Below are 23,925 nucleotides of genomic sequence, written 5' to 3' on the forward strand. Positions count from 1 at the left end.
ATGCAACAAGAAATTCAAAATAACAAACTCATTATTTTTGATACCACATTAAGAGATGGGGAACAAAGTCCTGGTGCTTCTATGACTCAGGAAGAGAAGTTACGTATTGCAAGGCAGCTTGAAAAGTTAGGTGTTGACGTGATTGAAGCAGGATTTGCGGCAGCAAGTCCAGGAGACTTTGATTCCGTGAGCACTGTTGCAAAAAATATTAAAGAGTCAACTATATGTTCATTAGCGCGCGCCGTTGAAAATGATATTCGCAAAGCTGGTGAAGCGATTAAATATGCAAAAAAAGGACGTATCCATACATTCATTGCAACTAGCAAAATTCATATGGAAAATAAACTTCGCATGTCAGAAGATGAGGTATTAGATCGAGCTGTTCAAGCGGTGAAATGGTCTTTGGAATATACCGATGATGTAGAGTTTTCTGCTGAAGATGCAGTGCGGTCCGAAATTAATTTTCTTGTAAAAGTTTTTAATGCTGTAATCAAAGCGGGCGCTAAAACTATTAACGTGCCAGATACTGTTGGTTATTCAATCCCAGGAGTTTGGGGCGAGCGAATGAAAACATTAATTAATCAAGTTGAAAATGCTTCAAAAGTTATATGGTCTACACACTGTCATAATGATCTTGGCATGGCTGTTGCAAATTCACTTGCTGCTGTCATGAATGGCGCAAGGCAAGTTGAATGCACTATTAATGGTTTGGGTGAAAGAGCAGGCAATGCAAGTTTAGAAGAAATTGTCATGGCAGTTAGAACAAGAAAAGATTTATTTAATTTAACGACGGGTATTGATACCACACAAATTGTGCCGACTTCAAAGTTGGTTTCAACAATTACAGGTTATCCTGTTCAACCTAACAAAGCGATAGTCGGAGCAAATGCTTTTGCTCATGAATCTGGTATTCATCAAGATGGTGTTTTAAAACACAGAGAAACTTATGAAATTATGCGCGCTCAAGATGTGGGTTGGGGCGCAAATAAGATTTCGCTTGGAAAATTATCAGGTCGTAATGCGTTTAAAACAAGACTTCAAGAGCTAGGCATTGATATTCAATCCGAAGATATTGTTAATGCAGCATTTGCAAGATTTAAAGATTTGGCTGATAAGAAATCAGAAATTTTTGATGAAGACCTCCATGCTCTTATGAGTGAAGAATATACCTCAGAAGCGATAGAGCATTTCAAATTGATTCATTTAAAAACAATGTCAGAGACAGGCACAACACCTCATGCGGAAATTAAAATTTCTGAGAATGGAAAAGAAGTTATTGCTGAGTCTGCTGGGGGCGGTCCTGTAGATGCGACATTTAAAGCAATCGAAAAAATTGCAAACTCAGGTTCTGAACTGCAACTTTATTCTGTGAATAACATTACAAGCGGCACAGATGCTCAAGGTGAAGTGACTGTGAGATTAGCAAAGGGTGGTCGAATAGTGAATGGCCAGGGCGCTGATACAGATATTGTGATTGCATCTGCTAAAGCTTATATCAATGGATTAAACAAACTCCATTCCAAATTAGAACGTGCTCACCCTCAGGTTTAGGGGTTAATTTGAATTTAGCACTTTTCGATTTAGATAATACTATTTTAGCTGGTGACAGCGACTACAACTGGAGTCGATTTTTGATTCAAGAAGGTTATCTAGACGGTAAAATTCACGCTGAAAAAAATGAAAAATTTTACGCTGACTATAAAGCAGGCACACTCGATATTTATGCGTTTGTGGAATTCCAATTTAAACCTCTTGCTAGAAATCCAAGAAGCGTCCTTAATCAACTTTTAAAAAAGTATGTAGACGAAATTATTAAGCCAATGATTACCGAAAAGGCAATCGCCTTAGTCAAAAAGCACCATGAAGAAGGCGATTTACTTATCGTCATTACAGCTACTAATAGCTTTATTACTAAACCGATTGCTGCATTATTTGGCATTGAAAATTTAATTGGCACTGATCCAGAAGAAAAAGAAGGTGAATTTACAGGTAAAGTTGCAGGTTTACCTTCTTTTAAAGAAGGTAAAGTGACGCGCTTAGAGGCTTGGCTCAAAAGCAAGCATCTATCATTTGCTGATTTTCAAAAATCATACTTTTATAGTGATTCGCATAATGATTTACCATTAATGCAGAGAGTGACGCATCCTGTCGCCGTTGATTCTGATGATATTTTAACGGAATACGCTAAATCTAAGGGGTGGCCTCAGATTTCTTTAAGATAATCCATTATCTATGAAGAATAATTTCTAGAACAAATTTGCTGCCAAGATAAGACAATAATAGAAATAAAAAGGCAGTAAGTGAAATGTAAATAAATTTCCTTCCTCGCCAACCATTGAGTTTTTTGCCCGCTAGAAGAAGCCCATAAATTAACCAAGCTAAAATTGAGAAAATGGTTTTATGGTTTAACTGGAGTGGCGTTCCAAAAACTTGCTCTGAAAATAAAATACCGCTGCCAAGTGTAATGGTTAGTAAAATGAAGCCAAATTTATTAATATTAAAAAGGAAATTCTCCATTTCAATTAAAGGCTGCGAACCACTCAAGAGCTGATCTATTTTCTTTTTTTCATGTAATTTTTTCTCAAAAATTAAAATAAATATGGACAGGTAAGCAGAAAAAGTAAATAGACTATATGCCAATAGAGCTATGGCGATATGTGTTACAAATAATGGTGATAAGTCAGTCGTTAGAAAATGATTTGATAGAAAAAAAGGATGTATGATCAACAAAATCAATGATGGGATAAGCAAAAATGGCTGCAGATAGCTAAAATTTTTATTAAAATTAAGTAGCCAGAAAATCAAAATGCTGAAAAAAGAAGTTCCAATAAGCGCATTAGTAAAGCCGAGATTTATGGGGTTGAAAGAAATGCTAGCCTTAAGAATCGTAAAATGAGCTAGTAAGCCAATACCAATAAGTAGCGCATTAAAATTAATTAGTTTTTTATTTGGCGCTGGATTTTTAAATAGCAATAAACTTGGGGTGAGGTAACAAAAACAAGCTATTAAGATAGGCAGCCAAATTTCCATATTTTTTTTATTAGTAATTAAAAGTTTAATATACCATGTACATAAAGAAGAGTTAACTTAAAACAGGATACAAATATGTTAGAAAATCTAACAGATCGATTACAAAGCGTAATTAAAACAATCCGCGGGCAAGCAAGGTTTTCTGAACAAAATATCAGTGATGCTATGCGCGAAGTTAGAATTGCTTTAATTGAAGCGGATGTTGCTTTGGCTGTCGTAAAAGATTTTATTGATCGCGTTAAAACTAAAGCGCTTGGTGTAGAGGTATTGCAAAGCTTATCTCCAGGACAAGCCATTATTAAAATTGTTCAAGATGAGCTCACTGTTCTTATGGGGGATCAGAACGTCGCCTTAGAGCTTAATGTTTCCCCACCCGCTATTATTTTAATGGCGGGCCTTCAAGGCTCTGGTAAAACAACTACCTCTGCCAAACTTGCCAAATTACTTATTGAAAAAAAGAAAAAAGTATTACTTGCGAGTGCTGATGTGTATCGTCCTGCGGCTATTGATCAACTTAAAACACTCGCCAAAAGTTTAAATATTGAATGTTTTGATTCAAACCCCAATCAAAAACCATTAAAGATTGCATCAGAAACCATCGATTATGCAAAAAAACATTTTTTTGATGTAGTGATTTTTGATACAGCAGGTCGCTTAGGCATTGATGTTGAAATGATGGACGAAATTAAATCACTCCATAAAAAATTAAATCCAATTGAAACTTTATTTGTTGTTGATGCCATGCAAGGGCAGGACGCAGTGAATACTGCAAAAGCTTTTGGAGACGCACTACCTTTAACCGGTGTCATTTTAACTAAGCTAGATAGTGATACGCGTGGTGGGGCTGCTCTATCTGTTCGACAAGTGACTGGTAAGCCTATTAAATATATTGGGACAAGTGAAAAAATTAATGGCCTTGAACCTTTTCACCCTGAAAGAATGGCATCGAGAATTCTTGGTATGGGAGACATTGTAAGTCTTGTTGAAGATGCACAGAAAACATTGGATGTTAAAGAAGCAGAGAAGCTAGCAGAAAAAGTTAAGTCAGGAAAAAATTTCGATTTAGATGATTTCAAAAATCAAATAGGACAGATGAAAAAAATGGGTGGCGTGAGTGCGTTGATGGATAAAATGCCAGCCCAATTTTCGGGTGCCGCATCGAAAATTAATCCTGAAGATGGTGATAAATCACTTCGTCAAATAGAAGCCATTATTAGCTCAATGACACCTCTTGAAAGAAGAAAGCCTGAATTGATTAAAGCTACAAGAAAGAAAAGAATTGCTATGGGTTCTGGCGTTCAGGTTCAAGATGTAAATCGCGTCCTTAATCAGTTCGAAGAGATGCAAAAGATGATGAAAATGTTCTCAAAAGGCGGTTTGGGTAAGCTGATGCGCGGTATGGCTGGCAAAATACCTGGCCTCAGACCCTAATCTTCCATGAACCATTGTTGACCATTTAGGCTCAATAAAGGATAATCACGTGTTTTGTTTCTTCTGGGTCGGTAGCTCAGTCGGTAGAGCAGCGGACTTTTAATCCGTTGGTCGTGGGTTCGAATCCCGCCCGACCCACCATTTATATCAAGGACTTTTAAGTATTAACCATAAAAAGTCCATCTCAAATTACCTCATAACTTCCTATAGACTAAAGAATAAAATCAGTGGAGATAGTATTTTTGTAGACACTTCATTTCTAATAGTTTTAATTTTATTAAAGTTAAATTTAATTTGAAATTAAAAAAATATTTTGCATATTTTATTATTTCATTTTGCGCTATTTTTAAATGCTTCTTGTTTAGCTTTTTTAAAGTGGCGCGCCCGAAGAGATTCGAACTCCTGACCCCTTGGTTCGAAGCCAAGTACTCTATCCAGCTGAGCTACGAGCGCGTTTATACGAGAGATTACAAAAGTGGCGCGCCCGAAGAGATTCGAACTCCTGACCCCTTGGTTCGTAGCCAAGTACTCTATCCAGCTGAGCTACGGGCGCGTTGTGACATTATAACTTAATGATATTGAATAATGGCGGAGAGCGAGGGATTCGAACCCTCGATACAGGTTTAAGCCCGTATGCTTCCTTAGCAGGGAAGTGCCTTCGACCACTCGGCCAGCTCTCCAGAAGCGCGAACGATACGCTAAATTGCTTTAAAAATCAATTTCTAGGGCTTATGCATCAAGTCCAAAAGCTTTGTGAAGGGCTCTTACTGCAAGCTCTAGATATTTCTCGTCAATAAGCACTGAAATTTTAATTTCGCTTGTTGAGATCATGTCGATATTAATGCCCTCTTCGGACAATGTTCTAAACATTTGGCTTGCAACACCTACGTGTGAGCGCATACCAACACCCACGATAGATACTTTTGCAATTTTATCGTTTCCATTTACTTCTCTTGCACTCACGTGACCCTTAACTTTTTCATTAAGAATTGCTAAAGCCTTGTTCAAATCATTTTTATTAACTGTAAATGTAAAATCTGTTGTTCCAACAGCGCCCACGTTTTGAATGATCATGTCGACGTCAATATTAGCATCTGCAATAGGACCTAGTATTTGATAAGCAATTCCTGGTTTGTCTGGCACACCAAGAATAGTTACTTTGGCTTCATCACGATTAAAAGCAATACCTGAAATAACGGGTTGTTCCATATTATTTTTTTCCTCAAATGTGATTAAAGTGCCGTCACCTTCTTCTTCGAAACTTGATAGCACTCTTAACTTAACTTTGTACTTACCTGCAAACTCAACGGATCTAATTTGAAGCACTTTTGACCCTAAGCTTGCCATTTCAAGCATTTCTTCGAAAGTAATTGAATCTAATTTTTTAGCCTCAGGGACAACTCTTGGATCCGTTGTATAAATACCATCGACATCTGTATAAATTTGACATTCATCAGCTTTAAGCGCAGCTGCTAGTGCAACACCTGTGGTATCAGAGCCTCCGCGACCAAGTGTAGTAATATTACCCCGTTCATCAACACCTTGAAATCCGGCAACGACCACGACATAACCTTTATCTAAATCATCTTGGATATTGTTATGATCAATTTTTAAAATTCTAGCTTTGGTGTGAGCGTCATCAGTGAGAATTTTTACTTGGGAGCCAGTATAGCTTTTAGCTTTAATACCAAGATCGATTAATGCGAGGGCGGTCATACCAATACTCACCTGTTCTCCTGTTGATACCATCACATCTAATTCTCTCGGATCAGGTTCTTCCATAATTTCTTTGGCTAGACTAATGAGTCGATTGGTTTCTCCTGACATTGCAGAAACCACAACCACTACTTGATGGCCGAGCGATTTATATCGAGCTACACGTCTTGCAACAGCCCTTATTCTTTCTGGTGTTCCGACTGAAGTACCGCCATATTTTTGTACAATTAAACTCATATATTTTAGTTGATAATTATTTTCTTTATTTTAGTTAAGCAATCATTGAAAGCTTGATCAAGAAGTTCTGGTTTTGATCCGCCAGCCATTGCTAAGTCAGGCTTGCCCCCACCCTTACCTCCAATTGCAATTGCTAACTCACTTGCAATTTCACCTGCTTTTATTTTAGTCGTAAGATCTTGTGTCACGCCAACAGCTAAAGTCACTTTACCTTGATCAACACCACTTAAAATTATAACTGCACTTTTAAGATCTGATTTAAGTTTATCAATGGTCTCTCTTAAGGCCTGCGCATCATAAGCACCTAATTTTTCCATGACAATTTTAATTTCTCCTACGGATATAGCTTTTTTAGATAAATTGCCACTTTCAGAGGATGCAATTTTTGTTTTTAATTGTTGGATATTTTTTTCTTGTTCTTTCACTTGCTCTTGAATTTGATCAATTTTATTTAAAAGTTCTGAGGAGGGCACTTTAAGTTCATAAGCTAAGCGATCAATGATTGAAACATGCTCATTCATATAATCAATAACATTAAATCCGGTTGTGGCTTCAATACGTCGAATACCAGAAGAAATACCTGTTTCCGAAATAATTTTAAAAGCGCCAATATCACCCGTTCTTTGTACATGCGTTCCGCCACATAATTCTTTACTTGATCCTATACTAAGCACTCTGACCTCATCAGAATATTTTTCACCAAAGAGCATCATGGCACCACTTTTCTTAGCATCTTCTAACTGCATTGTCTGAGCTTTGGTATCTGTATTGTTAAGTATTTCTTGGTTCACAAACATTTCTACAGATTTAATTTCATCTGCATTTAAAGCATGCGGGTGAGAAAAGTCAAAGCGTGTTTTTGAATCATCAACAAGAGAACCTTTTTGTTCTACATGAGCGCCTAAAGTATTTTTTAAAGCTTTGTGAAGTAAATGAGTGGCAGAATGATTACGCATGATATTTTTTCTTAAGTCATTTTCAACCGATGCTGTAACTTCATCAGAAACTTTTAAGCTGTTTGCTTCAACAACACCATAATGTGCGAAAATTTTTGCTTTAACTTTTTGTGTGTCTTCAACTCTAAAAAGACCATTTGAAGTTTTGATGATGCCTTTATCACCTACCTGGCCTCCAGATTCTGCATAGAAAGGGGTCATATCAAGAATGACAATACCTAAATCACCTTTGACAAGTTCTGTTTTAGATTCATCATCTTTAAATAAAGCTAGCACTTTAGCTTTGCACTCAGTGACTTCATAGCCTTTAAATTCAGTAGCTTCTCCACTATAGTCGACGTTCATTTTCATTTTAAACTTATTAGAAGATCGAGCCATTGACTTTTGCGCTTCCATTGCCGCATCAAAACCTTTTTGATCAATCGAAATATTCTTTTCTCGACAAATGTCAGCAGTTAGATCGAGAGGAAATCCAAAAGTGTCATGCAGTTTAAAAGCAATTTGACCATCAAAAGTTTTTTGATTTTTTTGAGTAAGCGCTTGAATAGATTCTTCGAGTATATTCATACCATTTTCAATGGTTTCGAAAAATCTTTCTTCTTCTTGCATAAGCGACAATGCAATTTTTTGTTTATTTTTTTCAATGTCAGGATAAGCCTTGCCTAACATGCCAACAACATCATCAACTAATTTATAAAAGAAAGGTTGTCTGCAGCCTAGCTTATATCCATGTCTTATAGCTCTACGAATAATTCTTCTTAAAACATAACCGCGACCTTCGTTACTTGGAATCACACCGTCCGAAATTAAAAATGTACAAGCGCGTATATGATCTGATAACACCTTTAATGAAGGATGGTTGATGTCCGATGTTTTTGTTATATTTGCCGCTGATTTAATGAGCGGTACAAATAAATCTGTTTCGTAATTAGCATGAACACCTTGAAGCACCGCGCTGATTCTTTCCAGACCCATACCAGTGTCAACTGAAGGTTTCGGCAACGAATGCATAACACCTTTTTCATCACGGTTATATTGCATAAAAACAATATTCCAGATTTCAATGAAACGATCGCCATCCTCATCTTTAGATCCAGGAGGTCCACCAGGTATATGATTTCCGTGGTCATAGAAAATTTCAGTACATGGACCGCATGGGCCAGTATCTCCCATCATCCAAAAATTATCTGATGCATATTTGGCGCCTTTATTATCTCCAATGCGGATAATTTTTTCAGCATGAATGCCGATTAATTTGGCCCAGATATCATAAGCTTCATCATCTTCACTATAGACCGTAACCAAAAGTCTTTCTTTGGGTATTTTGTAAATTTCAGTGAGTAGTTCCCATGCATACTTAATCGCATCTTTTTTAAAGTAATCACCAAAGCTAAAGTTTCCGAGCATTTCAAAAAAAGTATGATGCCTTGCTGTATAGCCTACATTTTCTAAATCGTTATGTTTACCGCCGGCTCTGACACATTTTTGGCTTGAAGCCGCTCTAGAATAATTACGTTTATCAAAACCTAAGAAAACGTCTTTGAATTGATTCATACCTGCATTTGTAAATAGCAAAGTAGGATCTTCTCCGGGCACCAAAGAACTTGAGGCTACAACCTGATGTTGTTTTTTATTGAAAAAATCTAGAAATATATTTCTAATTTCTTCGCTAGAAATAATTGGATGATTTGATGAAGTAGACATACGCTAACTATTCTTCCTTGGCATTCAATATTTTTTTTATGAGAGAGACATCAAATCCGCGACTTTGAAGGAAGCGAGCTTGTTTTGACCATTCCTCTTTAGAGGATGGGAGAAATTTAAATTTTTTTTGCCAAACCTGTTTTGCATATAATAATTCTTGATTTTTAAGTGGGCTAAGGTATTGCTCGATAAGTGCCGAATCTATCCCTTTTTCTTCAAGCTCCCTAACAATTTTATAACGTCCAAATTTATTTTTTTTTGCATGAATGAATTGTTCGCAATAACGCTCATTAGAAAGCCATCCATCAGATACTAAAGACAATAAAAAAAGACCTAATGCCTCTTCGTTTAATTCTAGCGATTGAGCGTATTCACTTAATTTTAATTTTAATTCAAGATGCGAATATTCTCTCTTTGCTAGGTAATAAAGCGCTCTTTTTTTAAGTAAAATTAATGGATTATTTTGTGTGTTACTCAGTTTCGTCAGATTCCTGCGGCGCTGTCATTGCTTCGCTTAGAGCCGATGAGTTCGCTCTAATTTTATCTTCAATTTCTTGAGCAATTTTTGGATTTTCTTTTAAAAACTCTCTTGCGTTATCCTTGCCTTGACCAATTTTTTCTCCGTTATAGCTATACCACGCGCCTGCTTTTTCAATAAATTTCAGTTGAGCGCCAATTTCAATGATTTCACCTTCTCTTGAAATGCCTTCACCATAAAGCACATCAAATTCAGCTTGTTTAAATGGAGGAGCAACTTTATTTTTAACCACTTTAACTCTTGTTTCTGCACCGACAACTTCATCACCTTTTTTGATTGCGCCAATGCGACGAATATCAAGTCTCACGGAGGCGTAAAATTTAAGAGCATTACCACCGGTTGTCGTTTCTGGATTTCCAAACATTACGCCAATCTTCATACGAATTTGATTAATAAATATGACAAGCGTATTTGTTTTCTTAATGTTACCTGTTAATTTTCTCAATGCTTGTGACATGAGCCGAGCCTGAAGCCCCATATGAGAGTCACCCATTTCACCTTCAATTTCTGCGCGCGGTGTTAAGGCTGCGACTGAGTCAACCACAACAATATCAACCGAACCGCTTCTTACAAGCATGTCTGCAATTTCAAGTGCTTGCTCTCCTGTATCAGGTTGAGAAATGAGCAAGTCTGGAACCACAACACCTAATTTGGCTGCGTACTGAGGGTCAAGAGCATGTTCAGCATCAATAAAGGCAGCTACGCCACCCAGTTTTTGCATCTGAGCAATGACAGATAAGGTTAAAGAAGTCTTACCTGATGATTCTGGGCCGTATATTTCAACAACACGTCCCCTAGGGAGGCCGCCAATACCCAGTGCTATATCAAGACCTAAGGAGCCTGTTGAAACAGATTGAATATCTTCGATGACATCGGAATCATCCATCCTCATGACAGATCCTTTTCCGAATTGTTTTTCGATCTGCGCTAATGCTGCAGCGAGTGCTTTACTTTTATTGTCATCCATCTAAATTTGCCTTTAATTAAAGTGTTTTTATCACTAATAATTATTTCATACTTGAGGGTTTAAAGTAAGCGCTAAGACCTGATTTAGTGCAAATAGACAAGAAGATTCACGTATGTTTTCTCTTGATCCAGGGAAGATTTTTGAGGTACTAAAAATAACCTTATTTTGATAAGCAACCGCAAAGAAAACAGTACCTATAGGCTTCTCAATCGACCCCCCTGAAGGGCCAGCGATCCCAGTAATTGATAGGGCTATATCGGCATGACTAGCATTAAGTGCCCCTAATGCCATTTCTGAAGCAATTTCTTTACTTACTGCGCCGAATTTTGTGAGTGAAGTTTGACTAACCTTAAGCAATTCCATTTTTGACTCATTGCTATAAGTTACAAATCCTCGGTCGAACCAGAAAGAGCTCCCAGGAATGTTTGTGAGGTGCTGACAAACTAACCCCCCAGTGCATGACTCAGCAAGCGCTATCCGAAATTTTTTTTTCGTGAGCGCATTGCCAAGCTCAAGGCAGATATCTTGAATTAAAGTATGAGCCATTGTATTGAAAAATAAATTATTAGCGCAAAAAATGCAGCAACATAATCGTCAAGCATGATACCTAATCCACCCCCCACATGCTTATCTAGATAATTGATTGGAAAAGGCTTCCAAACATCAAAGATTCTAAAGAGTACAAATAACTCAAAAATTTTGAGAGTATTTAAAAGGGGTTGCGCAATAATTAACATTAAAAAGAAAGCGGAGATTTCATCCCACACAATAGCACTTGGATCTTTAACTTTAAGTGCAAGTGCTGTTTGATTACAAATAAAGACGCCTAAAATTGTAAACAACAAGGCCACCATCATCTGTATAGAAAAGCTATACGACGATACCCATAAATAAATAGGAATTCCTACAAGCGTCCCCAGCGTGCCCGGCGCTCTTTTTGAAAGTCCCGCACCAAAACCTAGAGCTAAAAAATATGACGGATGCTTTATTAGAAATTTAAGATTAGGCAAAATGATCAAATCCTTTTTTGTTAAATGATATGGATCTGCCTTTTTGATCCATGATTTTTAGTGTTTTGTTCTGAGTGATAACACCAATGACGCTAATAGCTGTGTTCGTTTTTTTTGCAATTTTTTCTATATAAGGTCTATTTTTTTTAGGGGCCGTAAATAAGAGTTCATAATCATCACCACCATTCAATACAAATTGATATTGTTTTGATGCATGAATAAATTTTTCACATGGTATGTCATTCAACAAAAGAGCAGCGCCAACTTTAGAAGCTTTTAAAATATGATTTAAGTCTTGAATAAGACCATCAGAAATATCAATACAGCTATTTGTATGCCGAGATAAATGATAGCCTAATGAGACTTTTGGAGTAGGCATCTCAAGCGCTTTTATACATTTCACTTTTAAAGAAGGAGCAAGCTTTAATTCCCCCTGGAGGCTCGCCAAGCCCATTGAGGCAAGTCCTAACTGGCCTGTTACCCAGATATCATCATTGATTTTTGCGCCAGACCTTAATAGACCTTGATTTTTTTTAATTTCGCCCATGATGGTAATTGAAATACTAAGTGGACCTTTCGAAGTATCTCCTCCAACAAGATCAATACCAAATTGATTGGCACATTTAAAAAATCCCTCTGAGAATTTTTTCAGCCAAACATGGTTTATCTTTGGAAGCGATATTGATAAAGTTGCCCATTTAGGTTTTCCACCCATCGCAGCGATATCAGATAAATTAACCGCTAAAGATTTCCAACCCAAGTGTGATGGATTTGTATTTTTTAAAAAGTGAATATTCTCTATCAGCATGTCTGAGGAGATAACTAGTTGATAATTTTTTTGAACATTAATTATTGCTGCATCATCACCAACACCCAAAGCAGTTTGCTTTATTTTTTTCTTAAAGTAGTGCTCAATAATTTCAAATTCTGAAGTCATTATTATTTTGCTTTAGGTCTAAAAGTTTTTACAATATTTTCATGCGTTTCGATGAAGGGCCCATTTAAAAGATCTACACAATAAGGTACCGCAGCAAAAATACCATGAACTATTACTTCACCTTGATCATTTCTTAGACCTTCAAGCGTTTGGGCGATAGATTTAGGCTGGCCAGGCAAATTGATAATAAGTGTATTTTTACGAACGACGGCAACTTGTCTTGATAGAATCGCAGTTGGAACAAAATGTAAACTAATTTGACGCATTTGCTCGCCAAAGCCTGGCATTTCACGATCTGCAATCGCAAGAGTAGCTTCAGGAGTTACATCCCGTAAAGCAGGTCCAGTTCCACCTGTTGTAAGAATTAAATCGCACAATTCGATATCTACAAAATTAATCAATGAAGATTCAATCAAGGGCCTTTCGTCAGGGATAATTTTTTCTACAGTTTCAAAAGGGGAGCTTAAGGCTTTTTGAAGCCAAAACTTAAGATTAGGGATGCCCTGATCTTCATATTCGCCTTTCGAAGCCCGGTCGCTGATTGAAATGAGTCCAATTTTAGTGAACTTATTTTGCATGATAGGTCATAAGATATAAAAGCTTGATCATAACATTATCGCTTTAAGAGGATTCTATGCCATTTAAACTTATTTTTATAATGCTGAATTTATTCAGTACGTTAGCTATCGCTGAAGAAGCAAACTTATTTCAAGTAAATTATTCAACTCAAAGTAATAACAACTTACATTCTCTGCAAAAAAAGCCGGACACTAAAATTTATGCTGGCATGAACAAAGAAAAAGACAATATTAGAATGTTAGAAGATGGTTATGATTTGATGGGGATATCCTCATTTCAAGGACCTTTTGTAGAGCCCAATCAAGCTCTTAAACATGCACAAACTATCGAGGCAGACGCAGTATTAGTATACGATCGTAAAATAAACGAGATGACCCGATCAGCCCGCTTGAGACAGATTCATGACGAAATGAAAAAAGAGAATAAGGGTGAAAAAAATACTGTAATTGAAGTTAGTGAAACTGACTTAAATGATAAAAATAGTAAATTTGAATTTTATGCAACTTATTGGGCAAAATTGCCGCCACCTATTTTGGGTTTGCACGTTATTAAATTAATTACAAAAAATTCAGACACAAAAGAGACGCAGCAAGAAAAAGGGTTAAAAGTTATTGCCGTTATTAAAGACTCGCCAGCTTTTAAAGCGGGAATTCAAAAAGGAGATGTCGTTCATGCTTTCAATGATGCGAATACAGAGTCTCCGGAGGAATTTTCTAAATCGGTATTTAAACAACAAGGCAATAAAGTAAAAATAAAATACGCGAGAGATGACGAAGAAAAGGTAGTGGCTGCTGAGCTTAATCGAAGATAATTTTATTTTTCAATAATTTTTTTTACAAGCTTAAATAGCTCGCGATTATATTTGGGCGGTTTATCTTGATTCTTTTCTTCTAGGGCTTCTTTGATTGTGTTTAATAGGACTGGTTTTTCTTCAGTAGGAAATTTTGTTAGGAAATCATTAACGCTTCCCGGCTCTTCAACTAATCTTTTTCGCCATAATTCTATATTATGAAAGTGTTGTTTTTCTTTAAGCTCTTGTTGATCCCAAAACGTCATAATGGTATTTAATTCAGTGGCGTCAAAATTTCTCATGAGCTTGCCAATATATTGACTTTGCCGCCTTTTAGCACCATTGCTAGTAATTTTTTGCATCGCCAAAATTGCTTCAAATAAACTTGGCGGCAAATCCAGCGCCTTTAATTTAGATATAGATAAATCACACAATTTCAATCCAAGCGATTGAAGTTTCTCAGCTTCAAGCTTAAGTTGTGTCCTGCTGACGGTATTTTTTTCTAGATCCTTGCCTTTTGCCATATGTATGTAAGTGACTTTAAAGAGTGACCATTTCTAAGTTATGATAACAGGGTTTACTTTCCTACCCATAGAGATATGAAAAAAAATCAATTTGATTCGGAGCATTTAAAAAAAATTGCCGATCATACTTTAGATTATGCAAAAAAAATAGGCGCGACCGCTTCTGAAGTGGAAGTGAGTTTTGGGACAGGTAAAAATATTTCTGTTCGCTTAGGCGGCCTTGAAACTCTTGAAATTAATAGAGACAAAGGATTCTCTGTCACTCTATTTAACGGACAGCGTAAGGGCAGTTCAAGCTCATCTGATTTATCTATACAGAGTATTGAAGATACGGTTGATGCTGCTTTTAATATTGCACGCTATACAGCTCCAGATCCTTTATTTGGATTGGCTGATAAAAATCTTATGGCGACTGATATGAAAGATCTTGATCTTCATAATGCATGGGATGTTTCTATAGACCATATGATTGATCTTGCAAAAACATGCGAGGCGTCAGCGCTTGATGTTAGTAAAAAAATTACAAATTCCGAAGGTGCTAGCATCTCTTCTTCTGAAGGTGTTTTTATTTATGCAAATAGCCATGGTTTTATGGGCGGTTATTTAACATCGAGACATTCGATTGGTTGTTCTGTAATTGCTGAAGAAAAATCGATGATGCAAAGAGACTACTGGTATTCATCTGCAAGACATGTTGAAGATTTAGAGTCTGTTGATTCGGTTGGCAAATTAGCAGGTACCCGAACAGTTTCTCGATTGGGGGCTAAAAAAATACATACCTGCCATGCTCCTGTCATTTTTGAGGCACCAATCGCTACAGGAATTATTTCATCTCTTATCTCAGCTATTTCTGGGGGTAATTTATATCGTCAATCCTCATTTCTTTTAGATTCGCTTGGGGAAAAAGTAGCAAGCGATCAATTAACCATTGAAGAAGACCCCTCCCTTTTACGCGGAGACGCAAGCTCTATGTTTGATGATGAGGGAGTGGCAACGCACCCAAGATTATTGGTAGATCAAGGCACTATTAATGGATATCTCTTATCTTCTTATTCTGCTAGAAAGCTTGGTATGCAATCAACAGGTAACGCTGGCGGAGCGCATAATTTAATTGTGAAGACAGGCAATCAAGATTTGAATGATCTTATTAAAACAATGCATAAAGGGTTGCTTGTAACAGAGTTGCTCGGCCATGGATTAAATATGGTCACTGGTGATTATTCCCGAGGTGCTGCAGGCTATTGGATTGAAGACGGGGGTATTGCTTACCCAGTTGAGGAAATTACGATTGCAGGCAATATGAAAGATATGTTGAAACAAATTGTAGCAATTGGTAAAGACGTTTATAGAAATGGATCGAAACACACAGGTTCGATATTGCTAGAAACAATGAGTATTGCATCTAGCTGAGTAATATATACTAACTGCCGAGAGGAACTGAGTAAGGCGCAACGGCATTTGGATCTTCCGCACCATCTTTGACTAAATTTTCTCTATTTTGCATATAACTGTCTCGCATGAAAGCATAAGGATCGAAAGCTTTGTCTCGAATATCGATATCAACCATATATTCAGCGCGTATATCAACAACGGCTAGCCCTATCAATGCCCACTTAGTAGGATCATCATTGATATAACCAATTGGGTTAAAGAAAAATGCGTCAGTGAAAAATCCAATACCATCCCTAGTGCTTGATGGGCCAAAGAAAGGTAAAACTAAATATGCACCGCTACCGACGCCATAATAACCTAATGTTTGACCAAAATCTTCTCTGGTTCGAACTCCGCCAGATTTTGAATGAACATCAAAAACCCCCAGTAAACCTATAGTAGTATTTAAAGCAACGCGGCCCGTTGTATTCGCTGCTTGTTTAAATTTGAACTGAAAGAGTTCATTCACAAGAGTCACAACATCAAAGATATTTTTAAAGAAATTACTGACCCCTTTTTGAATTGGAGTCGGGGTAATTGCCTGGTAGCCCTGAGCTACAGGTTTTAAAGCGGCTTTATCTAAAACGTCATTAAATTTATAAACTGCTCGATTGACCCCTTCGATTGGATCTTTATTTTGCTGAGTAGCGCAACCGACCATAAAAGAAGAGATGAGAATTGCAATTAGAAACTTATTGGCTAGTTTTATCATTAAGACTTCTTTATTTTTATTAGTTGGATTATCTATGAAACTTCTGTGAATTATCTATGAATGTTGTTTTTATGTCTATAATTTATTAAAAATCATGGTTTATGAGCAATGGCTTTTATGCACTTTGTTGCATAAAAACAACATTCTAAGTTTTTGAACATTTATAGAGGGCTAAAGCCTTAATTCGCTGGGATGCATGATCAATAATAGGTTGAGGATAGTTGATTTTATGAAAATTTTGACAGAGCCACGGAGCATGAATCTCATCGCCATTAAAATCAGAAAGCTCAGGAATATATTTTTTAATAAATTTACCTTGTGGATCGAATCTTAAAGATTGCGTAACTGGGTTAAAAATTCTAAACCATGGCTGGGCGTCACATCCTGTAGAGGCTGCCCATTGCCAACCCCCATTGTTAGCGCTTAAGTCAAAATCTATAAGTTTTTCAGCAAAATAGGCTTCCCCCCATCGCCAATCGACCAGAAGATCTTTTACTAAAAAAGACGCGGTAATCATTCGAAGCCTGTTATGCATAAAACCTGTTTGATTGAGTTGTTTCATCGCGGCATCTACAATAGGGTAGCCAGTTTTACCTTCTGTCCATGCCTTGAAATAGTCGGGATTGTTTTCAAAAGGGATCAATTCATATTCTTTTTTAAAGGCTTTGCCGAGCCCTACATCAGGACGATGAAATAAAATCTGAAAATAAAATTCGCGCCATATTAATTCATTTAACCAGGTTTCACTACCTTCACTAAATGACTCTAAAGCTAATCGGAAGAGTTGCCTAATCGAGAGGGTTCCAAATCGCAAATGGACAGACAAATAAGAAACGCCTTTAATTGCTGGAAAATCTCGTGTTTTTTTATAAAGCGCTATTCTCCCTTTAAAATCCTCCACGAGTAATTTTCCTCCCGTCATGCCTGTATGAATTTTAATCTCGTGGAGATTGGTTATTTGAAATCCCATATCTTTAAGAGTTAGCAGAGACTCAGATTTAAATTGAGCAAGATTTTGGATAAACGGTTCAACATCAAAACGAGGAAGAGTAGTTTGGTTAAGTTTTTTTAAGTAATTATTTTTGTAGGGGGTAAAAACGGTATAAGGTTTTTCGAGCGCGGTGAGAATTTCATTTTCTTCAAAAACCACTTGATCTTTAAAACCATAAAAGACAACATTTTTTTTAATAGCAAGATTTTTTATTGCTTCATCTCGCTGAATAGCCTTGGGTTCATAATCTCTGTTGGTATAAATTGCTTCAATTTTAAATTCATCAATCACTCGAGAAATAGCATTAGAAGCTAAATCATGCATCACAATTAAGTCTGATTTTTTTTCTATAAGTCTTTCTTTAAGCTCTTTAACGCATTCCCAAATAAATTCAACGCGTCTATCTTCTTTATTCTTTAGAGCATTTAAAATTTCTTTGTCAAAAATAAAAATACAAAAAACACGATGAGATTCTTGAAGAGCATGAGATAGAGCAGCATGGTCATAATCACGCAAATCTCTTCTAAACCAAACGAGTGAATTACTATATTTTTTATTCACGATGATAAGGGTGATTTTCTAAAATTGAATGTGCTCGATATAGTTGCTCTGTAATTAATATTCTAACAAATGTATGAGGAAAAGTTGATTTAGAGAGACTCCAGGTGAGGTTAGCTTTATGAAGAATATCTTCATGAATACCGTCTGCGCCGCCAATTACAAAAGTGATGTGTTTAAAATGTTCTGACCAATGTTTTAATTTTTGAGCAAGCTCTTGCGATGAAAATTGGAGACCTTTTTCATCAAGTACAATTAAAAATTCTTTATCGATGTGAGATAAAATTTTTTCAGCCTCACTGAATTTTTTTTGCTCTATAGAATCAAATTTTTTTTCAGGTTTTATTTCTATGAGTTGAATGGTAAAGTCGCGATCTAGCTTTGACATATAGCTATCAAAGGCTTCGTTAATCCATGCAGGCATTTTATTGCCAATTGAAATAATTTTAATCTTCAATGAAGCGAACTAATTTTTTTAGTAGATTGCATTCTAGAGGGCTCAATCCATAACTGCTCAAGATTGTAATAGGCGCGTGTCGTAGGAAGCATAATATGAACAATCACATCATCGACGTCTACGAGAACCCATTCCCCTTCTTTTTCGCCTTCAACACCATTGACATGAATATTAAGTGATTTCATTTTTTCACAAACATTATGAGCAAGCGCTTTTGTTTGTCTAATTGAATTGGCGCTCGCAATCACCATAAAACTAGTCACAGTTGTAATTTTTCTTACGTCAATGACTTCTATATCAAATGCCTTTATGTCTTCAAGCGCCTCAACCACCGCTTTTTTAATATCGTTTAAAGTCATCGATAATTATGCAGCTTGAATCTGGATAGAGTCTTTTTTTGCAATAATTTGATTATTCTCATTAACATAAATAAGAGCGGGCTTATATTTTTCAAGCTCTAACTCTGAGTAATTTGCATAGGTTGCAATAATAATGAGATCGCCAGGGTTGGCTTTGTGAGCAGCTGCTCCATTAATAGAAATAACACCCGAGTTTCTTTGTGCCTTAATAGCATAAGTAGTAAAACGCTCGCCATTTGTAATATTGTAAATAGCAATTTGTTCGTACTCTCTAATTTGGGCAGCTTCAAGCAATGTTTCATCGATTGCGCACGAGCCTTCATATTCAAGTTCAGAATGGGTCACTTGAACACGATGGAGCTTAGATTTAAGCATGATTCTTTGCATAATTGGGCTACAAAACTCGGACAAAAGGATGTTCTATTATAGCCAGTTCAATCCTGGATGCAAAATTCAATGTTATCAATAAGGCGAACAGACCCTAGAGTTGCAGCCCCTAAAATAACTAACTGTTTTTCATCATGAACTGGGGTTTTTAGAGACTCAGCTGAGCGAATGGTTAAATAATCGACAATCCAACCGGAAGCATTTAATAGTCGATCAGCATCTTCTTCAATTTCTTTAAACGACAATTTTTTTTGCATAACTTTGTCTTTCATTACATTCAAGAGTTCAAATAATTGAGGGGCTCTCTTTCTATCTTCTTCTGAGAGCAAAATATTTCTTGAGCTCATAGCTAGACCGTTCTTATCACGAACCGTATCAATAGCTATGATATGAATAGGATAATTCAGTTGTTTTACCAGCTCTTTGATTAGAAAAAGTTGTTGAAAGTCCTTTCTTCCAAAAAAAGCCAATTCGGGTTGAATCAGATTAAACAACTTGCAGATAATGGTGGCAACACCATTAAAATGGCCTGGTCTAAATCTTCCACATAAATCATTTGCAATATCAGATAGATGAATTTCAATTGTCTGTAATGAGTCGATAATATTTTCTTTGGGTGGTACAAATACAAATGGCACATCTAATTTTTCAAGCATCAATAAATCTTCATCTAATGTGCGCGGATAGTTTTTAAAGTCATCCTTTGAATTAAATTGAAGTGGATTAATAAAAATACTTACCACGACAAGGTTTGTTTTTTTTAATGCCTCTTCAATAAGCTTGAGATGTCCGTCATGAAGATTACCCATTGTCGGAACGAAAGCAATATTATTTAATTTTTTTAAGGTTTCGACTAACTCATTTTGAGTGTGAATAACATGCATTTTTAGGAATGATCTTTGATGAATTTAAGAAGAAACTCTTTTATATCAATCGATTTATTTGATCGAAGCGAGTCACGTAAATAAAGATCACGAGAGGAATCTGAGTGCATTAATAAGTCATATAAAATAAAAACTTCTCCATCACATCCTTTGCCTGAATGAAATCCAATCGTTGGGATAGATATCTCCTGTGTAATTGTTTTTGCAATACTTTCAGGTACAGAAGAAAGAACCAACATATCAATGCCAGATCTTTCAAGCACTTTTGCATCTTCAATAATAGTTTCCAAACCTTTTTCCATTGAATAATCAATTTCACTATGACTCATATTTTTAGTGCTTTGAGGCATAAATCCAATATGACCGCACATTGTAATATCTTTTGTTTTCAAGAATTGGACGACGGAAGCTAATGATGCGCCACCTTCAAGTTTGATCATATCTGCACCAGCTTCAATAAGTGCTAAAGCATTTTTATAAGCAAGATCATGGGTCTCATAAGTATTAATTGGGAGATCGCTAATAATAAATGTCGATTTAACACCTCGAGCTACAGCTTGAGTGTGATAAAGCATATTATTTAGCGACACATCATGTGTATTGTTATCACCCTTAATGAACATGCCCAAAGAATCTCCGACTAAAAGAGCATTGACACCAATGGATTCTAAGAGGTGAGCAAATGAAGCATCGTAGCAAGTTAGCATGGTAATTTTTTTACCACTATTCTTCATGGATTTAAGAGATGTTAAATTCATAGCAGCTGAGGGTTGAAAAATTCTCGATTACTTTTGATGCCCATGATTCGTTCAATGAGGAGATCTATAGCATTTTTATCTTTTAGAATATTTAAATTTTCATTATTAAGAATTAATACAGGTGAGTGGTTATAGCTATGAAAATATTGGCTATATGACTCTGCAATCGTTTCGAGATATTTAGTTGAAATATCCATTTCAAAATCAATATTTCTTTCTTTAATTCTTTTTTCTAAGGTTTCTACGGATGTTTGAATATAAATAATGAGATCTGGTTTAGGGGCTTTTAATTGTAAGTGAGAAAAGATTTGGTGATAGAGATTAAACTCCTCCTCATCTAAATTAATTTTTGCAAAGATAGGATCTTTTTCAAGAAAAAAGTCTGCAATTATTGATTTTTTAAACATGTCTTTTTGTGAAATTTTTTTTATTTGATCAGCTCTTTGGAAAAGGAAGAATAATTGAGTTGATAAGGCGTATCGTTTCATGTCCTCATAAAATTTAGGCAAGAAAGGATTTTTTTCAGCTTTTTCACTTAAAAAATTAACTAAAAATCGATCAGCTAAAATTTTTGCAAGAGTAGATTTTCCAGAGCCAATGGGCCCCTCAACGACAATGTAAGGAAATTTATCAAAAATATTCATAAAGTTATACGCCTGGCAATATCAGGATCAAGTTCTTTAGCTATTTTAGCGATATCTCCTATAAGAGGAATAGTAATATTTCCATCAATTTCCTGAAGAGGGAAAATCACAAAAGCTCGCTCATGCATTCTTGGGTGCGGTATAGTAAGTTCTGGACTATTTATTCTTGTATCTCCATAAAGAAGGATATCTAAATCGATTGTTCTTGGTGCATTGGGAAATGAACGCTCTCTTTTGTGAAAATGTTCTATCATTTGAAGCTCAAACAAAAGCTCTCGCGGGCTCAATTCTGTCTCAATCAGAACCACAGCATTAATAAAATCGGGTTGATCTTTATAACCTAAAGGTGGACTGGAATAGCAACTTGATTTCTTTACAAGGTTAGTTTTAGGCATCATCCCAATTTCATTAAATGCGGTGAGAACCTGATTGATTGGATTTACAAGATTACTTCCTATTGCAATGTAAGCTAGGGTACCCATCTTTAATTATTTGCGGGTAAGTTCTTTAACCATCAATGATTTTTCATGATGATCAGCATCAATAAAATTTGTCCACCATATACCAATGCTTTGGTCGAGCTCGTTAGATTGACATCTTAGTAGCATGAAATCATAAGCAGCTCTGAATCTAGGATGCAGCAATAAGCGATATATTTTTTTTGGAGATTGATTTTCAAAGCGAGGTTGTAATCGCCATATTTCCTTCATCGTGATGGTGAAGCGTTTATGAATAGGGAAAAGTTTAATTTGTTTTTCGATTACCTCATCAATAGCTTGGTTAAGGCCCGCGATAGAGTGTTTAAGCTCAATTTTATATTGGTCCCATAGTTGATGAACTTGATACCACAACAAAAATGAAAATAAGAAGCTTGGGTTACAAGATTTATTTTGATTAATTCTCAAATCTGTATTTTTAAGGCCATTTAAAATTAAAAGATCGATCTCTTTTGATTCGGCGTCTGGAGATAAAAAAAACTGCGAGTAGATGTTTTCGTCACGCATGACTTTATAGCTATTTAATGCATGACCAGTTAAGAAAAATTTAATGACTTCATCAAATAATCTTGAATGTGGGATCTCATGAAGTGAAGGTACAATTTTTTTGATAGGATTTCTCGAAGAGCTATCAAGTGACATATTAAGCTTTGCGCATACACGAAATGCTCTTAATATGCGAATGGGATCTTCTTGATAGCGCTTTTCCGGTTCCCCAATGATCCGAACAATACCATTTTTAAGATCTTCAAGTCCTTCATGAAAATCAACAAGCTTATAATTAGTTGGGCTGTAAAACATAGCATTGATCGTGAAGTCGCGTCGCATCGCATCTTCTTCAATTGTTCCGAAGTGGTTATCATCTTTAATAACGGAGCCGTCAGCCTGAATAATTTCTTTGTGCTGAGAGCGGTAGGTTGAGACCTCAATAACTTCTCGGCCGAATATAACATGAACCAATTTAAAACGCCTACCAATCATTCTGGAGCGCCTAAATAAATGATGTATTTGATCAGGCGTCGCGTTTGTAACCACATCAAAATCTTTAGGTTTAATTCCAAAAAGAAGATCTCTTACAGCGCCGCCTACAAGATATGCTTCAAAGCCATTGTCTTCCAAAATTTCTATAGTTTTTATTGCGTGGATACTAATTAGACTGATATCAATTTCTTTAAAATCAATTTCAAAATTAGATCTTTTAGTTTTTTTAAATTTTTTAAAAAAGGATTTAAGGATAGGGGGAGCGGATGACATTAATGTAGATCTATATTAGCTAATATTTTTTTTCCAAAAAATATCTTTAACTTTTTTGTGTTTATTAATAACTCTAGCAAGCACAAACAACAAATCTGAGAGCCGATTAATATATTGAAGCGAGTAGGAGTTAATAGCATCTTTGGAGTTGAGCTTAAATACGGCTTGCTCAGTTCTTCTGCAAATAGTTCTCGCCATGTGACAAAATGCTGCAGCTCTAGAGCCTCCTGGGAGGATAAATTCTTTTAATGGTGGTAAGTCTTTATTATATAAAGTGATGATTTCTTCTAATTCAAGCACATCATCCTTTTGGATAATTTTATGCCCTGGCATTGAGATTTCTCCACCAAGATTGAATAAATGATGCTGTATAACAGTTAAAATTTTATTAATTTTAGGTGGAAGATTTTCGGTAAGCATAAGACCGATCATCGAATTGAGTTCGTCTATTGAACCCAGTGCAACAATGCGATCACTAAATTTCTTGGTTTTTGAGCCATCACCCAAGCCAGTAGATCCTTTGTCGCCACTTCTAGTAAATATTTTTGATAAACGGTAGCCCATGATTTTCCTT

Annotated in this window: 26 protein-coding genes and 4 tRNA genes; 6 read left to right on the top strand and 24 right to left on the bottom strand. The window is 36.1% G+C overall.

What is annotated here, in order from left to right; genetic code table 11:
• Both FIT61_RS01570 and FIT61_RS01575 read left to right on the top strand, forming a co-directional pair.
• Entirely contained in the window at positions 1 to 1,551 is a 1,551-nt protein-coding gene (locus tag FIT61_RS01570; protein ID WP_139882806.1) for a 2-isopropylmalate synthase, read from the top strand.
• Positions 1,552 to 1,559: 8 nt separating this feature from the next.
• Positions 1,560 to 2,222: a histidinol-phosphatase gene (locus FIT61_RS01575; protein WP_139873076.1), complete on the top strand. Its 663-nt coding sequence runs from the start codon at positions 1,560 to 1,562 to the stop codon at positions 2,220 to 2,222.
• 4 nt (positions 2,223 to 2,226) lie between these two features.
• On the opposite strand, the gene FIT61_RS01580 is transcribed toward FIT61_RS01575, so the two are convergent.
• On the bottom strand, positions 2,227 to 3,030 hold the full coding sequence (locus FIT61_RS01580) for a cytochrome C assembly family protein (protein WP_139882808.1): 804 nt from the start codon (positions 3,028 to 3,030) through the stop codon (positions 2,227 to 2,229).
• Between the two features lie 75 nt (positions 3,031 to 3,105).
• On the opposite strand from FIT61_RS01580, the gene ffh reads away from it, so the two are divergent.
• The gene (gene ffh / locus FIT61_RS01585) at positions 3,106 to 4,461 is read left to right on the top strand and encodes a signal recognition particle protein (RefSeq protein WP_139882810.1); all 1,356 of its coding nucleotides are present in this window, start codon (positions 3,106 to 3,108) and stop codon (positions 4,459 to 4,461) included.
• A gap of 65 nt (positions 4,462 to 4,526) precedes the next feature.
• Positions 4,527 to 4,602: transfer RNA gene (locus tag FIT61_RS01590), tRNA-Lys, on the top strand.
• A 235-nt stretch (positions 4,603 to 4,837) separates the two neighbouring features.
• On the opposite strand, the gene FIT61_RS01595 is transcribed toward FIT61_RS01590, so the two are convergent.
• From FIT61_RS01595 to mog, 11 genes are all read right to left on the bottom strand, one after another.
• Positions 4,838 to 4,914, bottom strand: a tRNA-Arg gene (locus FIT61_RS01595).
• A 23-nt stretch (positions 4,915 to 4,937) separates the two neighbouring features.
• A tRNA-Arg gene (locus tag FIT61_RS01600) sits at positions 4,938 to 5,014 on the bottom strand.
• A gap of 33 nt (positions 5,015 to 5,047) precedes the next feature.
• Positions 5,048 to 5,141, bottom strand: a tRNA-Ser gene (locus FIT61_RS01605).
• 49 nt (positions 5,142 to 5,190) lie between these two features.
• Positions 5,191 to 6,414 (bottom strand): aspartate kinase, encoded by a 1,224-nt coding sequence (locus FIT61_RS01610; RefSeq protein WP_139882811.1) that lies wholly within the window; start codon positions 6,412 to 6,414, stop codon positions 5,191 to 5,193.
• A 5-nt stretch (positions 6,415 to 6,419) separates the two neighbouring features.
• Positions 6,420 to 9,074, bottom strand: coding sequence for an alanine--tRNA ligase (gene alaS, locus FIT61_RS01615; protein ID WP_187351814.1), 2,655 nt, complete (start codon positions 9,072 to 9,074; stop codon positions 6,420 to 6,422).
• Positions 9,075 to 9,081: 7 nt separating this feature from the next.
• On the bottom strand, positions 9,082 to 9,396 hold the full coding sequence (locus FIT61_RS01620; RefSeq protein WP_223259476.1) for a regulatory protein RecX: 315 nt from the start codon (positions 9,394 to 9,396) through the stop codon (positions 9,082 to 9,084).
• Positions 9,397 to 9,544: 148 nt separating this feature from the next.
• Positions 9,545 to 10,579, bottom strand: coding sequence for a recombinase RecA (gene recA, locus FIT61_RS01625; protein ID WP_139873110.1), 1,035 nt, complete (start codon positions 10,577 to 10,579; stop codon positions 9,545 to 9,547).
• Positions 10,580 to 10,624: 45 nt separating this feature from the next.
• Positions 10,625 to 11,125, bottom strand: coding sequence for a CinA family protein (locus FIT61_RS01630; RefSeq protein WP_139882813.1), 501 nt, complete (start codon positions 11,123 to 11,125; stop codon positions 10,625 to 10,627).
• Entirely contained in the window at positions 11,110 to 11,589 is a 480-nt protein-coding gene (locus FIT61_RS01635; protein ID WP_244925206.1) for a phosphatidylglycerophosphatase A family protein, read from the bottom strand. The genes FIT61_RS01630 and FIT61_RS01635 overlap by 16 nt, the downstream gene beginning before the upstream one ends.
• Entirely contained in the window at positions 11,582 to 12,526 is a 945-nt protein-coding gene (thiL, locus tag FIT61_RS01640; RefSeq protein WP_139882817.1) for a thiamine-phosphate kinase, read from the bottom strand. The genes FIT61_RS01635 and thiL overlap by 8 nt, the downstream gene beginning before the upstream one ends.
• Before the next feature lie 2 nt (positions 12,527 to 12,528).
• Entirely contained in the window at positions 12,529 to 13,104 is a 576-nt protein-coding gene (mog, locus tag FIT61_RS01645; RefSeq protein WP_139882819.1) for a molybdopterin adenylyltransferase, read from the bottom strand.
• A gap of 56 nt (positions 13,105 to 13,160) precedes the next feature.
• Here mog and FIT61_RS01650 point away from each other — a divergent pair, with 56 nt between their 5' ends.
• Positions 13,161 to 13,916, top strand: coding sequence for a PDZ domain-containing protein (locus tag FIT61_RS01650; protein WP_139882821.1), 756 nt, complete (start codon positions 13,161 to 13,163; stop codon positions 13,914 to 13,916).
• Positions 13,917 to 13,918: 2 nt separating this feature from the next.
• Here the strand turns inward: FIT61_RS01650 and yjgA are convergent, their stop codons facing one another.
• Entirely contained in the window at positions 13,919 to 14,419 is a 501-nt protein-coding gene (gene yjgA / locus FIT61_RS01655; RefSeq protein WP_139882823.1) for a ribosome biogenesis factor YjgA, read from the bottom strand.
• A 75-nt stretch (positions 14,420 to 14,494) separates the two neighbouring features.
• On the opposite strand from yjgA, the gene pmbA reads away from it, so the two are divergent.
• Positions 14,495 to 15,829 carry a metalloprotease PmbA gene (pmbA, locus tag FIT61_RS01660; RefSeq protein WP_139882825.1) on the top strand — a complete coding sequence of 445 codons (1,335 nt, stop codon included), beginning with the start codon at positions 14,495 to 14,497 and terminating at the stop codon, positions 15,827 to 15,829.
• Positions 15,830 to 15,839: 10 nt separating this feature from the next.
• Here the strand turns inward: pmbA and FIT61_RS01665 are convergent, their stop codons facing one another.
• From FIT61_RS01665 to FIT61_RS01715, 11 genes are all read right to left on the bottom strand, one after another.
• On the bottom strand, positions 15,840 to 16,562 hold the full coding sequence (locus tag FIT61_RS01665; protein WP_139873117.1) for an MlaA family lipoprotein: 723 nt from the start codon (positions 16,560 to 16,562) through the stop codon (positions 15,840 to 15,842).
• Positions 16,563 to 16,707: 145 nt separating this feature from the next.
• On the bottom strand, positions 16,708 to 18,114 hold the full coding sequence (locus FIT61_RS01670) for a cryptochrome/photolyase family protein (protein ID WP_187351815.1): 1,407 nt from the start codon (positions 18,112 to 18,114) through the stop codon (positions 16,708 to 16,710).
• The gene (gene rlmH, locus FIT61_RS01675) at positions 18,107 to 18,568 is read right to left on the bottom strand and encodes a 23S rRNA (pseudouridine(1915)-N(3))-methyltransferase RlmH (protein ID WP_139882829.1); all 462 of its coding nucleotides are present in this window, start codon (positions 18,566 to 18,568) and stop codon (positions 18,107 to 18,109) included. The genes FIT61_RS01670 and rlmH overlap by 8 nt, the downstream gene beginning before the upstream one ends.
• A complete protein-coding gene (rsfS, locus tag FIT61_RS01680) occupies positions 18,565 to 18,927 on the bottom strand; it encodes a ribosome silencing factor (RefSeq protein ID WP_139882830.1) in 363 nt (120 codons plus the stop codon). The genes rlmH and rsfS overlap by 4 nt, the downstream gene beginning before the upstream one ends.
• Positions 18,928 to 18,933: 6 nt before the next feature.
• Entirely contained in the window at positions 18,934 to 19,314 is a 381-nt protein-coding gene (gene panD, locus FIT61_RS01685) for an aspartate 1-decarboxylase (protein WP_139882832.1), read from the bottom strand.
• 47 nt (positions 19,315 to 19,361) lie between these two features.
• Complete coding sequence (gene panC / locus FIT61_RS01690) at positions 19,362 to 20,198, bottom strand: pantoate--beta-alanine ligase (RefSeq protein WP_139882834.1); 837 nt, start codon at positions 20,196 to 20,198, stop codon at positions 19,362 to 19,364.
• Positions 20,199 to 20,200: 2 nt separating this feature from the next.
• On the bottom strand, positions 20,201 to 20,956 hold the full coding sequence (gene panB, locus FIT61_RS01695; protein WP_139873123.1) for a 3-methyl-2-oxobutanoate hydroxymethyltransferase: 756 nt from the start codon (positions 20,954 to 20,956) through the stop codon (positions 20,201 to 20,203).
• Positions 20,953 to 21,600, bottom strand: coding sequence for a deoxynucleoside kinase (locus tag FIT61_RS01700; protein ID WP_139873124.1), 648 nt, complete (start codon positions 21,598 to 21,600; stop codon positions 20,953 to 20,955). Before FIT61_RS01700 ends, panB begins: the two co-directional genes overlap by 4 nt.
• Positions 21,597 to 22,082 (bottom strand): 2-amino-4-hydroxy-6-hydroxymethyldihydropteridine diphosphokinase, encoded by a 486-nt coding sequence (folK, locus tag FIT61_RS01705; protein WP_139873125.1) that lies wholly within the window; start codon positions 22,080 to 22,082, stop codon positions 21,597 to 21,599. The genes FIT61_RS01700 and folK overlap by 4 nt, the downstream gene beginning before the upstream one ends.
• A 6-nt stretch (positions 22,083 to 22,088) precedes the next feature.
• Complete coding sequence (pcnB, locus tag FIT61_RS01710) at positions 22,089 to 23,351, bottom strand: polynucleotide adenylyltransferase PcnB (RefSeq protein ID WP_139882836.1); 1,263 nt, start codon at positions 23,349 to 23,351, stop codon at positions 22,089 to 22,091.
• Between the two features lie 15 nt (positions 23,352 to 23,366).
• Positions 23,367 to 23,915 (bottom strand): cob(I)yrinic acid a,c-diamide adenosyltransferase, encoded by a 549-nt coding sequence (locus FIT61_RS01715; RefSeq protein WP_139873127.1) that lies wholly within the window; start codon positions 23,913 to 23,915, stop codon positions 23,367 to 23,369.
• Positions 23,916 to 23,925: the final 10 nt, after the last annotated feature.

This window comes from Candidatus Methylopumilus rimovensis (genome assembly GCF_006364615.1).
Classification (GTDB): domain Bacteria; phylum Pseudomonadota; class Gammaproteobacteria; order Burkholderiales; family Methylophilaceae; genus Methylopumilus; species Methylopumilus rimovensis.